Origin of the sequence: Mycolicibacterium peregrinum, from assembly GCF_001665625.1 — a bacterium.
GTDB lineage: Bacteria > Actinomycetota > Actinomycetes > Mycobacteriales > Mycobacteriaceae > Mycobacterium > Mycobacterium peregrinum_B.
This window is the reverse complement of the sequence record NZ_LZSY01000106.1, coordinates 1-13,625: the sequence shown is the minus strand read 5'-3', so window position 1 is coordinate 13,625 and position 13,625 is coordinate 1. Positions and strand designations below refer to the sequence as shown.

The 13,625-nt window shown below is 66.7% G+C and carries 13 protein-coding genes; 2 read left to right on the top strand and 11 right to left on the bottom strand.

The features are described 5' to 3' along the window. Nucleotides 1-72 precede the first annotated feature (72 nt). From A5779_RS33010 to A5779_RS15440, 10 genes are read right to left on the bottom strand one after another with little or no spacing between them, the layout of a single operon-like run. Nucleotides 73-354, bottom strand: coding sequence for a WhiB family transcriptional regulator (locus tag A5779_RS33010; protein ID WP_082941700.1), 282 nt, complete (start codon nt 352-354; stop codon nt 73-75). A gap of 55 nt (nt 355-409) precedes the next feature. Further along, nucleotides 410-1,369: a 2-hydroxyacid dehydrogenase gene (locus A5779_RS15480; protein WP_064883316.1), complete on the bottom strand. Its 960-nt coding sequence runs from the start codon at nt 1,367-1,369 to the stop codon at nt 410-412. A 1-nt stretch (nt 1,370) separates the two neighbouring features. Continuing rightward, the gene (locus A5779_RS15475; RefSeq protein WP_064883314.1) at nt 1,371-2,720 is read right to left on the bottom strand and encodes an enolase C-terminal domain-like protein; all 1,350 of its coding nucleotides are present in this window, start codon (nt 2,718-2,720) and stop codon (nt 1,371-1,373) included. 25 nt (nt 2,721-2,745) lie between these two features. Continuing rightward, nucleotides 2,746-3,546, bottom strand: a complete 801-nt coding sequence (locus tag A5779_RS15470) for an IclR family transcriptional regulator (protein WP_064883312.1) — start codon at nt 3,544-3,546, stop codon at nt 2,746-2,748. Between the two features lies 1 nt (nt 3,547). Then, complete coding sequence (locus tag A5779_RS15465; RefSeq protein ID WP_064883426.1) at nt 3,548-4,270, bottom strand: sulfite exporter TauE/SafE family protein; 723 nt, start codon at nt 4,268-4,270, stop codon at nt 3,548-3,550. Continuing rightward, complete coding sequence (locus A5779_RS15460) at nt 4,267-5,256, bottom strand: ABC transporter ATP-binding protein (protein WP_064883310.1); 990 nt, start codon at nt 5,254-5,256, stop codon at nt 4,267-4,269. Before A5779_RS15460 ends, A5779_RS15465 begins: the two co-directional genes overlap by 4 nt. Next, nucleotides 5,249-6,280: an ABC transporter ATP-binding protein gene (locus A5779_RS15455; RefSeq protein WP_064883308.1), complete on the bottom strand. Its 1,032-nt coding sequence runs from the start codon at nt 6,278-6,280 to the stop codon at nt 5,249-5,251. The genes A5779_RS15460 and A5779_RS15455 overlap by 8 nt, the downstream gene beginning before the upstream one ends. A gap of 23 nt (nt 6,281-6,303) precedes the next feature. Beyond that, entirely contained in the window at nt 6,304-7,290 is a 987-nt protein-coding gene (locus tag A5779_RS15450; RefSeq protein ID WP_064883306.1) for an ABC transporter permease, read from the bottom strand. Nucleotides 7,291-7,301: 11 nt separating this feature from the next. Next, the gene (locus tag A5779_RS15445; protein WP_064883304.1) at nt 7,302-8,231 is read right to left on the bottom strand and encodes an ABC transporter permease; all 930 of its coding nucleotides are present in this window, start codon (nt 8,229-8,231) and stop codon (nt 7,302-7,304) included. 5 nt (nt 8,232-8,236) lie between these two features. Beyond that, the gene (locus A5779_RS15440; protein ID WP_064883302.1) at nt 8,237-9,790 is read right to left on the bottom strand and encodes an ABC transporter substrate-binding protein; all 1,554 of its coding nucleotides are present in this window, start codon (nt 9,788-9,790) and stop codon (nt 8,237-8,239) included. Nucleotides 9,791-10,107: 317 nt separating this feature from the next. On the opposite strand from A5779_RS15440, the gene A5779_RS15435 reads away from it, so the two are divergent. Beyond that, complete coding sequence (locus tag A5779_RS15435) at nt 10,108-11,088, top strand: 2-hydroxyacid dehydrogenase (RefSeq protein ID WP_110777363.1); 981 nt, start codon at nt 10,108-10,110, stop codon at nt 11,086-11,088. On the opposite strand, the gene A5779_RS15430 is transcribed toward A5779_RS15435, so the two are convergent. After that, a complete protein-coding gene (locus tag A5779_RS15430) occupies nt 11,085-12,011 on the bottom strand; it encodes a LysR family transcriptional regulator (protein ID WP_064883298.1) in 927 nt (308 codons plus the stop codon). The genes A5779_RS15435 and A5779_RS15430 overlap by 4 nt on opposite strands. A 171-nt stretch (nt 12,012-12,182) precedes the next feature. Between A5779_RS15430 and A5779_RS15425 the strand changes: the two genes are divergently transcribed. Beyond that, nucleotides 12,183-13,625: HNH endonuclease signature motif containing protein (locus tag A5779_RS15425; RefSeq protein WP_064883296.1), on the top strand; the 1,443-nt coding region annotated here is incomplete at its 3' end.

The window sequence follows — 13,625 nt, the reverse complement described above, 5'->3', positions numbered from 1 at the left end:
CCCGGCCGCCCGATACGGCTGGGCCGACATCGACCCGCCCTGAAGGTTATCGGGGAGACACCATTGCCGACGTCATCGGCCGCTGCCCTTCCGCAAGAGCTGGCGCTCCCCCTCGGACAACCCACCCCACACTCCGAACGGTTCGACAATCTCCAACGCGTGGGCTCGACACTGCGCCAGGACAGGACAGTTTCGGCACAACGCTTTGGCCCGCAGTTCACGTTCAGCCCGTGCACGGCCGCGTTCACCCTCGGGCGAGAAGAAGACCGAAGAGTCCACACCTCGACAACGCGCACCCATCTGCCAATCCCAATGATCCACATTCGGACCCGGCAGCTGCTGCGGCAATTGCATTGTCAACTCCTAACCAAGAGGGACAACCAGACCCTCAGACCAGTTCCCGTGCGCGCTACTGCGACACCACATTGCGTAGCGGCTCACCGCGATCGAGCCGGCCGATGTTGGCGGCGATCTCCGCGGCCCGGCTTCCGAACGTGTCGGTGGTGACGCCCGACGAATGCGGCGTCATAAGCACATTGGCCAGTTCGCCGAACGGCAGCTCACTCGGCACCCCTTGCCCACCGGGACCGGGATAGCGGTACCAGACGTCGATGGCGGCAGCCCGGATCCAGCCCTCCAACAGCGCGTCGTAGAGCGGGCGCTCGGCCACCAGGGGCCCGCGCCCGACATTGATCAGCACGCCGTCGGCGCCCAGCGCCCGAAGCTGCTCGGCGCCGATCATCCCTTCGGTCGCCGCGGTGAGCGGCGCCGACACCACGACCACGTCGGACTCCGTCATGAGCCGGTTCAGCGCGGAGGTGTCACCCGCCCAGGACAGGCCGTGGGCCGCGGTGTCGACCCGACCCGATCCGGTCACCGCGACCCCGGTCGAGCCGAGGCCGCGGAACAATTCCCAGACGCGTCTGCCGATGTGGCCGAAACCGACCAGCCCGATGCGGGCAGCTCCGATCGCGGGCAACTGCGGCAGGTTGGCGTCGTAAACCGAGGTGGCCCAGACCCCCCTGCGCAGCGCCCGGTCCTGCGCCAGGAAATCGCGGCGCAGCAACACCGCGGCCGCGAGCACGTACTCCGCGATGGAGCGTTCATGGTGGAAGGTGTTGGCCACCAGGGTCTCTGGCCGCAGCGCGGCGAAGTCGATCTTGTCGGTCCCTGCCCCGGCGACGTGCACGAGGCGCAGTTTCTCGGCGACGGACGCCATCTCGGCGGTGAACCGGCCACCCACGAGCACGTCGGCGTCCCGCAGGTCTTCGATGCCGCCGTTCCAGACCACCTCGGCACTCGACGGTAACGCTGCTTCGAAGCGATCGCGGTGCACGAGAATATTCGGTTCGATGACGACGATCTTCATGTCAACCCCGTTGCAGTGCAGGTCGTTTGCTGTCGAACTTCCAGCCCGGGATCAGGTACTGCATGGCCACCGCATCGTCGCGGGCGCCCAATCCGTTCGCCAGATAGAGCTCGTGCGCCGCGGCGACCCGCTCCTCGTCGAGCTCCACGCCGAGCCCCGGGGTCTCGGGCACGTCGAGGTACCCGTCGACAATTCGATAGGGCGCCTTGGTGATCCGCTGGCCGTCCTGCCAGATCCAATGCGTGTCGATGGCCGTGATGTCGCCCGGCGCGGCCGCGGCCACATGGGTGAACATGGCCAGGGACACGTCGAAGTGGTTGTTGGAGTGCGAACCCCAGGTCAAGCCCCAGGCGTCGCAGAGCTGCGCCACCCGGACCGAGCCGTTCATCGTCCAGAAGTGGGGGTCGGCAAGCGGGATGTCGACGGCACCGGCCCGGATCGCGTGCCCCATCTCGCGCCAGTCGGTGGCGATCATGTTGGTGGCGGTCGGTAGGCCGGTGGCCCGTTTGAACTCGGCCATCACCTCACGCCCCGAGAACGTGCCTTCGGGTCCGACCGGGTCCTCGGCGTAGGCCAACACGTCGGTGAGCCCGCGGCAGGTCTGGATCGCGTCCGCCAGCAGCCAGCCGCCGTTGGGGTCCAGGGTGATCCGCGCATCCGGGAATCGTTCGGCCAGTGCGGTGACGGCCTTGGCCTCGTCGGCCGCGGGCAGCACTCCACCCTTGAGCTTGAAATCGTGGAATCCGTAGCGGTCGCGCGCGGCCTCGGCGAGTCGCACCACGGCTTCGGGTGAGAGCGCCTCGTCATGTCGGATGCGCAGCCAGGCGTCGGCGTCGGCCGGCTCGTCCGCCGCGGACTGGTACGGCAGATCGGTGCGGTTGCGGTCCCCCACGAAGAACAGATAGCCCAGCGCCTGCACCCGAGCGCGCTGTTGACCGTCGCCGAGCAGTGCGGCGACGGGGACTCCCAGGTGCTTGCCGAGCAGGTCCAGCAGTGCGGACTCCACGGCGGTGACGGCGTGCACCATGACCCGCAGATCGAAGGTCTGTGCGCCACGTCCCGCGCTGTCGCGGCCGGCGAACTCGCGGCGGATGCTCCCCAGGATGGCGTGGTAGCCACCGAGCGAGCGGCCCACCACCAGTGGCCTCGCGTCGTCCAGAGTTCTCCGGATGGCCTCGCCGCCCGGCACCTCCCCCACTCCGGTGTTCCCGTCGGAGTCCTTGAGGATCAACAGGTTTCTGGTGAAGAACGGGCCGTGGGCGCCGCTGAGGTTGAGCAGCATGCTGTCGTGGCCGGCGATCGGTATCACGATCAACTCGGTTACGACGGGGGTCGAGTTCTGTGCACTCATCGGTCCTCCAATCTGGTGGGCAAACTCATGCGAACCACTTGTCCCCGTTGGCAACCGGGCGGACCACCCGAGACACCTTGTCGCACACCAGGCGCAGGGCGTCGACGATCTCGCGCTCGCGTTCCGGTGTGAGTCGCGACAGCGGGACCGACGCGCTGATCGCGTCCTGCGCTGGATGCCGGTAGCGCAGGGTGACCGCGAAACACTTGATACCCTGCGTGTTTTCCTCGTCGTCGGTGGCATAGCCCCGAACCCGGACCTCGTCGAGAGCCGCGTCGAGAGCGGTCCGGTCGGTGAACGTGCGGGGAGTCAGCGGTGCCAGCGCGTCCGGGATATGCGAATCCAGTTCGGCACCGAACCGCTCGGCGAGCAGCGCCTTGCCGAGTGCGGTGGCATAGGCCGGCAACCGGCGGCCCACCTTGTTGGCGGTGCGTACGTACTGGCGGGATTCCCTGGTGGCCAGGTAGACGACGTCGTGACCGTCGAGCCGGGCGAGATGGAACGTCTCGTCGAGCTGACCGCGGAGGTCTTCGAGGAACGGCGCGATCATCGGCAGGTACGGGTCGGCATCGAGGTAGCTGGTTCCCACCAGCAGGGCCCGCATGCCGATGCTGTACTGCGTGCCCGCATCGTCGGACCGCACCCAGCCCTGCCCCACCAGCGTGCGAAGCAGCGCATGCGCGGAACTGCGCGGCATCTCAAGTGCCGTACAGATTTCCCTGATACGCACGGGCTGATCGGGTCGAGCCGCCAGGAACTCCAGCAGCTCGACCGTGCGCACCGCGGATTTCACCTTGCGCACCGAAACACTGTCCTCGGTAGTCACTTCAGCCTCCCATCAACTGACGGACGATCAGCACCACGGCGCCGATGGTGGATATCGCGATGGCCGCCCACCGCTGACGCTGGCGATCGAGGTGGCGGTTGACCCACCGCGACAACGCATAGCCGACGACACACGCCGGGACGAGCATCGCGAACACCACGACAGTGTGGTGATCAACGGAACCGGTGAGCGCGAGCAGCACGAGCGACAGGGCCGAGCCGACGAGGAAGAATCCGCTCATCGTGCCGCGCAACCGGGCTCCGGTGTTGTTCTGCCACACCAGTGCCATCGGCGGGCCACCGATGGAGGTCGCGGTACCGAGCAAGCCCGAGGTAGCGCCGGCCAGCACCAGATTCCGTCGATGGGGCGTGGGGATCCAGCCCATGCTCGTCAGCGCCACGCCGCCGAGCACCACCGCGGCCAACGCATACGCCAGCATCTCCTTCGGCATCACCACCAGCAGCAGTGCCCCGGCCACGGTGCCGGGAACCCGTCCGGCCAGGGCCCATCCGGTTCCGGCGAGATCGATGTCCTCGCGTTCGCGGATCACCACCATGAGCGTCACCATCGTGGCGAGCATGATGAGGGTGCCCGGGATCAGCCCAGGGTCCACGATCGCCACGATCGGCGCCGCCAGCATGCCCATGCCGAATCCGATGGAGGCCTGCATGCATGACGCCAGCACGATGGCGGCGGCGACGATCCCGTAACCGGCGATGGTCACGCCGGCACCGAAACCGGCACCGCCGGTTCCAACGGGTGATGGCATTCGGATATATGACCGTCGACGTCCGGGGCAGCGGTAGCCGTCGGCGCCTGCGCCGCGCAGATCTCGGTGGCCTTCGGACACCGGGTCCGGAACCGGCAGCCCGACGGCGGATTCAGCGGTGACGGCACCTCGCCCTTCAGCAGGATCCGGTTGTTGCGCTGGGCCGCATCGAGTTTCGGTGCCGCCGACATCAGGGCCGCGGTGTAGGGGTGCCGAGGATTCTGGTAGACGTCCTCGGTGCGGCCGCTCTCGATCATGTGGCCCAGGTACATCACCGTGACGCGGTCGGCGACGTGGCGGACCACCGACAGGTCGTGCGAGATGAAGATGTAGGAGATACCGAGTTCCTGCTGCAGATCGTTGAGCAGGTTGAGCACCTGGGCCTGGACCGAGAGGTCGAGTGCCGATACCGGTTCGTCGCAGATGATGACGTCGGGGTTGAGCGCCAATGCCCGTGCGATACCGATGCGTTGCCGTTGTCCGCCGGAGAACTCCTGCGGGTACTTGCCCGCTGCCTTGGCGCCCAGGCCGACCATGTCGAGCAGGCCTCGCACCCGCATCTCCCGGTCCTTGCGGTTCGGGTGCAGGGTCTTATGGGTGCGCCAGGGCTCGGCGATGATGTCGCCCGCGGTCATGCGGGAGTTGAGCGACGCGTAGGGATCCTGGAACACCATCTGGACTCGGCGCCGGAACTTCAGCAGGTCGGCGCCCCGCAGGCGGAATGGGTCGATGCCGTCGAAGGTCACGCTGCCCGAATCCGGGCGCTCGAGCATCATCAGGGTCCGCGCCAGGGTGGACTTGCCGCACCCGGATTCGCCGACCAGGCCGAGTGTTTCACCACGTCCCAGGTCGAGGTTGATGCCGTCAAGCGCGGCGAGTTGTTTCTTGCCCACCCGGAACGACTTGCGCAGATCACGGACCGTGAGCAGGTTTTCAGACATCTGCTGCTTCTCCTTCTCGGGTGCCGGCCTCAACCTCATCGGCGAAGTGGCAGGCGCTACGCCGGCTGCCGCCCTCGAGCGCGGGCCTGTTGGTCACGCAGATGTCCCGGGCCAACGGGCAGCGGTCCTGGTAGACACAGCCGGCCGGGATCGAGTGCAGATCGGGCGGGGCACCGCCGATGGACTTGAGGGTCTCGCCGCGGACCGCGCTCACCGGGACGGAGTCGAGCAGCCCCTTGGTGTAGGGGTGCCTGGGGTTGGCGAAAACCTCTGCCACCGGTCCGGTTTCGACAACCTGGCCGGCGTACATGACCGCGACGCTATCGGCTTCCTCTGCCACCAGCGCCAGGTCGTGGGTGATCAGGACGACGGCCATGTCGTACTCGGTGCGCAGGCTCTTGAGCAGCGCCATGATCTGTGCCTGCACGGTGACGTCGAGTGCGGTGGTCGGTTCGTCGGCGATCAGCACCCGCGGGTTCAACGCGACAGCCATCGCGATCAGCAGCCGCTGCCTCATCCCGCCGGAGAACTGGTGCGGATAGGACTTCATCCGCTCCTCCGGTTGCGGGATACCCACCCGCGCCATCAGTTCCACCGCTTTGCGCTTGGCGTCCTTGGCATTCATCCCGTGGTGGATGCGGAACGGCTCGGCCAACTGCGTGCCGACGGTGTAGAGCGGGTTGAGTGCGGTGAGCGCATCCTGGAACACGATGGCCAACTCGGGTCCGGCCAGTTTGCGGCGGGTCTTGCGGTCGGCGGCGAGGATGTCCACGTCGGCCAGCGTCGCGGTACCGTCGACCACCTCCGCGACCGGCTCGAGCAGCCCGACCAGCGCGGTGGCGGTCATCGATTTGCCGCAACCTGATTCACCCAGCAGGGCCAGGGTCTGACCGCGGTGCGCCGCGAAGCTGACATGGTCGACGGCGCGCACCGTTCCGGTGATGGTGCGGATGTCGACGGTGAGCCCGTCCACCACCAGTGCGGGATCTCTGTCGGCGTGCTCGGACCTGGTCGGCTGTTCCATGACACTGCTTCTCGACTGGGAGGTCATCCGAGGGCCTTTCCGGACTTGGTGAAGCGGGACAGTCGTTTCTGCGGGACTGTGAGCCGCCAGCGCTGGCCGGGATCAGTCGCGATCCGGGCCCAGGCGGCCAGGATGGTGGCCGAGACCGTGGTGATGACGATGGCCAGCCCGGGGAAGAACGAGAGCCACCATGCGGTGTGAAGGTACGTGCGGCCCTGCGAAACCATCAGGCCCCAGCTGACATCCGGCGGCTGGATGCCGATACCCAGGAAGCTGAGCGAGGATTCGGCCAACATGACGTAGCAGAAGTCCAGAGTGGCCACGGTCAGCAGGGTGGGCAGAACGATCGGCACCACATGCCGCACGATGATGGAACGTCCGCTGGCCCCGAACGTGCGGGCCGCGTCGACGAACACCCGGCTGGACAGTTCGGCCGACTCGGCGCGAGCCGTGCGCAGGTACACCGGGATGCGGGTGATCGCCAGCACCGCAACGATATTGGCCGCGCTGGGAGAGAACACGTAGAGAACCACCACGGCCAGCAACAGCGAAGGGAAGCTCATGATGACGTCGGCCACCCGCATGGCCAGCGTTTCCCGCCAGCCGCGGTAATAGCCGGCCCACATCCCGATCAGCGAACCGACGACCGCCGAGATCACCACGGCCGGGATGGCCACCGACAATGTGGTGCGGCAAGCGACGATCAGCCGGGCCAGCATGCTGCGTCCCAGCGGGTCGGTGCCGAGCACGTTGGCCCAGCCGTGAGCGAGGGTGAACGGCGCCTGATTCGAGTTGTCCAGGTCGATATGGGTGGCGAGGTTGCCGACCAGCATGGGCCCGAACACCGCGGTGAGGGCCACCAGGCCGAGCACCACGGCAGCCGCGGCGGCCACCCGGTCGTTGACCAGCAACCGGAGCCACACCGAGCGCCTCCGCGTCGGTTCGGCCTCCGGTTCGCCGACGATCGCGGTGGTGGGTTTGACTGGTACCAGGTCGATTTGCGTGCTCACGATGCGTACCCCTAGACCTTTGCCGGTTCCCGTACGCGTGCGTCCAGCAGCGCGTAGCAGGCGTCGATGATGATGTTCAGCACGAAGATGCTCACCGCCGTGAGCAGGACGGCCGCCTGCAGGACCGCGAAGTCGCGCTGCAGGATCGCGTCGATCATGAGCTTGCCGATGCCGGGCCAGCCGAAGATGGCCTCCACCACCACAGCGCCGTTGATCAGCCCGACCGCGAGATCGCCCGCCACCGTCAGCGCGGGTGCGGCGGCGTTGCGCAGCGCGTGGTGGCTGACCACCCGGAGATCGCCGGCACCCTTGCTCCGGGCCAGCCGGATGTAGGGCGCCGAAAGTGCCGAGACCATGGCGCCTCGGACCACCTGGGTGAGCACGCCGAGGGGACGGATCATCAGGGTGGCGATCGGCAGGATCCAGGACAGCATGCCGTCGTCGGTACCCGAGGTGGGCAGCCATCCCATCAGCACGGAGAACAGCCACACCCCGGTGATGGCGAACCAGAAATCGGGAATGCTGGCCGCGGTCATCGACAGCAGGCTGGAGAACCGGTCGGCCAGTGAGTTGGGCCGGTAGGCAGCCCAGCAGCCGACGATGACCGCGCCGATGATCGCCAGGAGCATGGTGACGAAGGCCAGTTGCAGCGTGGCCGGGAACGCCCGCAGCGCCATCGCCGACGCGGATTCTCCTGTGCGCAAAGAGGTTCCGAAGTCGAGGTGGATCACGCCCTTGAAGTAGTCCACCAACTGGGTGAACAACGGCTGATCGAACCCGTGCTGGTGGGCGAACGCTGCGCGCTGGTCGGCGGTGGCGGACTCGGGCAGGTACAGGTTGGTCGGATCGCCGGTGAGCCGGGCGAGCAGGAACACGCCGAGCAGCACGACGATCAACGGAATGGTGCTGGTGTACATCCGGCGACGGAGGAAGGGGAACATCGGGCTCAGCTCCTGTCGGTACGGTCGGTCGCGGCGGGCGTCATCTCCGAAAGCCGCATCTCGTCGCCGGTGGCGGAGTTGGGCGTGTAGTCCACGCGCGGGGACTTGCCGAGAATGCCTTTCATGTGGGCGATGTAGGCGAACTGCATGATCTGCTGCGGCTCTTCGGCGAACAGTTTGGCGAACGCGTCCTGGCGGGCCTGGCCGGTAAGGGCTTCGGCGGCGCGGATCTTGCCGTCGAATTCCGGTGTGCCGTAGGCGCTCTGCGGCCCCTCGGAGAGCATGTACTGGTCCATGGTGAAGGCGGCATCGCCCGCCTGGTTGCCGTGCATGATCATCAGCAGGTAGGGCCCGGTGTCCGCGGGGAACGGGCGCAGTTGGTACTGCAATTGGCCTGCGGTGTCCATCATCTCGATCTTGACGTTGAGACCGATCTCGGCGAATTCACTCTGCAGCACCTCGATGGTCTCGGAGATCTTCGGGAACTGAGCGGTGCGGCCGATCAGCCGGATCTGGCGGTCCACGGGTACCCCGTCCGCCTTTGCCTCGGCGATGAGCGCCTTGGCCTTGTCGAGATCGTGGGGCCACAGCGGCAGTTGGTCGTTGTACCCGACGACACCCGACGGGATCAGCTGGGAGGCCGGCTCCCCGAGTCCTCGGAACAGAGCTCTGACGATGCCGGTCCGGTTGACGGAGTAGTTGATGGCCTGCCGGACCCGGATGTCGTCGAGCGGCGCTTCTCCCGCCTGCATGCGCAGCGCGGTGGTCTCGTTGTTCTGGAACGGAACTCCACGGTCGCCGGCGCCGTCCTCGGGGCCGAGAGAGGTGGCGATGTCGGCCTCGTCGTTGGTGATCATGGCGGCGCGCACGCTGCCCTCGCTGCGCCACTGGTATTCGGCGCGGGCGAAGGCCGGCTTGGCACCCCAGTAGCGGTCGTTGCGCTTGAGCAGCAGTTTCTGGCCGTACTCCCAGTCGGCGATGGCATACGGGCCGGTGCCGATGGGCTCGCGCACCTTCTCGGTGGTGCTGGTTCCTGACGGCACGATCTCCACGAACGAGATCCGCAGCGGCAGAATCGGATCCGGCTTCGGTGTGCCGATGACGACCGTGTTGTCGCCAGATGCTCTGACGTCGAGCTTGTCGTCGCCGAACACATAGCCGTCGACGTTGCACTGCAGATCGGAGTTGACCGCGCGATCGATCGAGAAGGCCGCATCCTTGGCGGTGAAGGGCGCACCGTCGGAGAAGGTGACGCCTTTGCGGATGTCGAAAGCCCATTGGTTGGGCGCGGTTTGGCGCCATGCGGTGGACAGCAGCGGCTGCAGGTCGCCGGTATCGGGATCGCGCTCGATGAGCGGTTCGGTGATGTTGGACCGCACCACGATGCCGGTCGAGGTCAGCGAGCTCTCGCAGGGTTCCAGCGTCGGCGGCTCCTGGGAGATGACGATCCGCAAGGTGTCCGGGTCGTAGCCGCCGTGCGCGGTGTTGGCGACGGTGCACCCCGCGGTGAGCGCGCAGGCGGCCAGAGCGACTGCCGGAGCGGCGAGAACTCGCCTCATGGATCCTCCAGGGTGTGATGTCCACGTATGTAGATGCTGGTTGTGACCGCAGACACACGCTAAGAACGGCCCACTCCGCCCGTCAACCCGCCGAAATCGGGAGAAATGACGCTGATCGAACACGCTGGAAAGTGGGTCAGGTCACCCTAAAAGCGGTTCTGAACTGGGGTTCCGACCAAAAATGGGGCTGACCGATACGTCCGCAGCAATGCCGCGGGGGGAATTATGCAGCTTGCGTATCAACCCATGCTATTTCCGTGTTGGACGGGTATTTGCACGCAGGCTTACCGTAGCTGCATCCCGACCGAGGAGTACGTGTGCCCGAATCCGATTCCAGCCGCCGCGTCCTGCAGGTGGGTCCGCTCAAGCCTTCACTCGCCGAGACACTGCGGACCAGCTACGACGCCCAGGTTTTGCCCGGCGGCCCTGAACGCGCGACATTCCTCGCCGAGCACGGTGCCACGATCGCCGCGGTGGTGACCTCGGGGCGCACTGGTGTGGACGCCGGACTGATGTCCGCGCTGCCCAATCTGGGCGCGGTGGTGAACTTCGGGGTCGGCTATGACACCACGGACATCGAGGCGGCCGCGGCGCGAAACGTCGTGGTCAGCAACACCCCCGACGTGCTCAGTGACTGTGTGGCCGACACTGCCGTCGGATTGCTGATCGACACGATGCGGCAGTTCTCGGCCGCCGACCGCTATCTGCGGGCCGGCCGCTGGGTGGCGGAAGGCAATTATCCACTGACCCACAAGGTTTCGGGAGCCCGCGTCGGCATCATCGGCCTCGGCCGCATCGGGCAGGCGATCGCCACCCGGCTGGTCGCGTTCGGTTGCACGATCAGCTATCACAACCGGCGTGAGGTCGCGGGCTGCCCGTATACCTACGTGGAGTCCGCCGTCGGGCTCGCCCGGCAGGTCGACGTCCTGATCGTCGCCGCGGCCGGCGGCAGCGGGACACGGCACCTGGTCGACCGGGATGTGCTCGACGCGCTCGGGCCCGACGGCTACCTGATCAACATCGCCCGCGGCAGCGTCGTGGACGAGGAAGCCCTCGTCGAGGCGCTGAGCGAAGGCAGGCTGGCAGGTGCGGGACTCGACGTGTTCACCGACGAGCCGAACGTGCCCGAGGCGTTGCTGTCGTTGGACACCGTGGTGCTGCTGCCCCACGTCGGAAGTGGAACCGTCGAGACCCGGGCCGCCATGGAGGCGCTGACCCTGGCCAACTTGGACAAGTTCCTGGAGTCCGGCGAGCTCGTCACGCCGGTGCCCATGCCGGCTCCTGCCGCACGTAGCTAACCGACGAAATCCTCGACGAGATCGTCGGTGGTCCACTCACGCGGTGGCAGGACGTCTCGCAGCAGCCGCAGCAGCGCAGGGTTTGTGCTGTCCCCGCGCCAGACGGCGTCCAGTTCGACCGGACGCTCCCGGAACGCGCCGATCGAGCGGAACACCACCCCCTCGGGATGCAGGGTGGCCGTGGATGCGGGCACGAGCGCGATGCCGATCCCGGAGCGGACCAGCACAAGCATCGTGTGCACCTGGGTGACGTACTGGACATAGCGGGGCGTGGCGCCGGCGATCGTGAACGTGCTGATCAGCAGCTCGTTGAAGTACCGGGCCTGCACCGGTGAGTACATCACCATGTCCTGGCCGTCGAGATCGTTGAGCGTGAGCTGACGGCGCACCTCGACCAGCGGATGCGCGGCCGGCAGTGCGGCGATGAGCTGTTCATGCAGCAGCGGCCGGGATACCAGGCCGGGCCGTTTGAGCGGTGGCCGCGCCATCCCGAGATCCAGTTCACCGGTCATCAGCGCCTCGATCTGAGCTGCGGTGACCATCTCGCGCAGATCGAGTTTCACGTCGGGCATCTGTTGCCGCGCGGCCTCGAACAACCTGGGTAGCACCGGGTGCGCCGACGCCGCAGTGAACCCGATCACCACGGTACCGAGATCGCCTGCGGGAACGCGCTTTACGTTGAGCGCCGCACCTTCGGCCAATTGCAGGATGCGCCGCGCGTCGGGCAGGAATGCCACTCCAGCCGGCGTGAGGGTGACCGACCGAGTGGTGCGGTCGATCAGATGCACCCCGAGTTCGCTCTCCAATTGCTGGATCTGGCGGCTCAGCGGCGGCTGTGTCATGTGCAGTCGTTCGGCGGCCCGCCCGAAGTGCAGTTCCTCCGCGACGGCGATGAAGCACGACAGCCTCGACAGCGAGAACACCGGTGCAGCCTATCGCCGGTAGGCCTACATCAATGCCTGAACCGCATGAATGGACGACAGCGATGGCCTGGCGGTGCACTAATTGCACGCCGTTGCCCGCCTGGCGAGCGACAGTTCAGCGACAATCGAAAAACATGGCCAACCAGCTGATATACGAGTATTATCGAACATGTGTTCGAATTACTCGATCGGTCGGCGCTCGGTGAATCCACCGACGCCGCGCTGATCGACGCCCTCGAGCACCGCACCCGCGCCGAAGCCATCGAATCCGCCGGACGCCTGGCAACCATCGCCGAGATCGTGGCCCGCCACTGCGACGACGAAGACGACATCACCGCCTTCCGGGTGATCGACGGCTGGGAATCCGCTACCGCCGCGATCAGCGCCGCCTGCAACCTGACCCGTCGCGCTGCCTCCACCCAAATGCGCATCGCCCAAGCCCTGCGCGAACGGCTTCCCAAAGTCGCCGCCGTCTTCGCCCGCGGAGACATCTCAACCGCCGTCGTCTCCACCATCACCTGGCGCACCCAACTCATCAACGACGAAGACGCATTGCGACTGGTCGACACCGCCCTCGCCGGCGCCGCCACCACCTACGGTGCACTGACAGCCACCAAAACCGAACAGGCCATCGACGTCTGGGTGGAAAAATTCGACCCCGCCGCCGTGCGCAGAACCCGCACCGCCGCCCGCGAGCGCGACATCCACTTCGGCGACCCCGACGATCCCAACGGCACCGTCTCTATCTGGGGACGGCTGCTGGCCACCGACGCCGCCCTGCTCAGAAACCTACTCAACACCATGGCCCGCGGAGTCTGCGACAACGACCCGCGCACCACCGGGCAACGCCGCTCCGACGCACTGGGCGCCATCGGCGCCGGAGCCGACCACCTCACCTGTCAATGCAACGACCTCGACTGCCAAGCCACCGGCGTCGACCCCCGCTCCCGCGCCGTGATGATCCACCTACTCGCGCAAACCCTGCCCCAGTCAGCCACCGACACTCACAACAATGAGGCCGGCGGCTCAGGCAATGCCGCGGACAGCGAGGTGAGTCTCCGTGAAGACAACGATGACAGTGCCGACAAGCCCGGCGAACAAACACCGGCACCCCCGGCACAACCACCCCGTGATCCACGCATCCACGGTGAATCCAACCTCAACGACTACGGCGCTGACCGCACACCAGCCGTAACGGGCGGTCCTGCAGTAATTCTCGGCGGCGGAATCGTGCCCGCACCCCTGCTCGCCGAACTCATCGCAACCGGCGCCACCGTCAAATACCTCACCAACGCGGACGACCTCACCACCCAAACCAACTACCGCCCTTCGGCGAAACTGGCCACATTCGTCCGGATGCGCGACCTCGTGTGCACGTTCCCCGGCTGCGCGGTATCAGCCCACAACTGCGACCTCGACCACGCCACCCCTTGGCCCGCCGGAGCCACCCATCCCGGCAACCTCGGCCCCAAATGCCGAACCCACCACCTGATCAAGACCTTTCAGACCGGTGAAAACGGCTGGACCGACATCCAACACCCCGACGGCATCGTGACGCAGGCCCGCCGGATCATCGGCGAATATGGCTTCACCGCAATCAAACTCAAGGGTGGC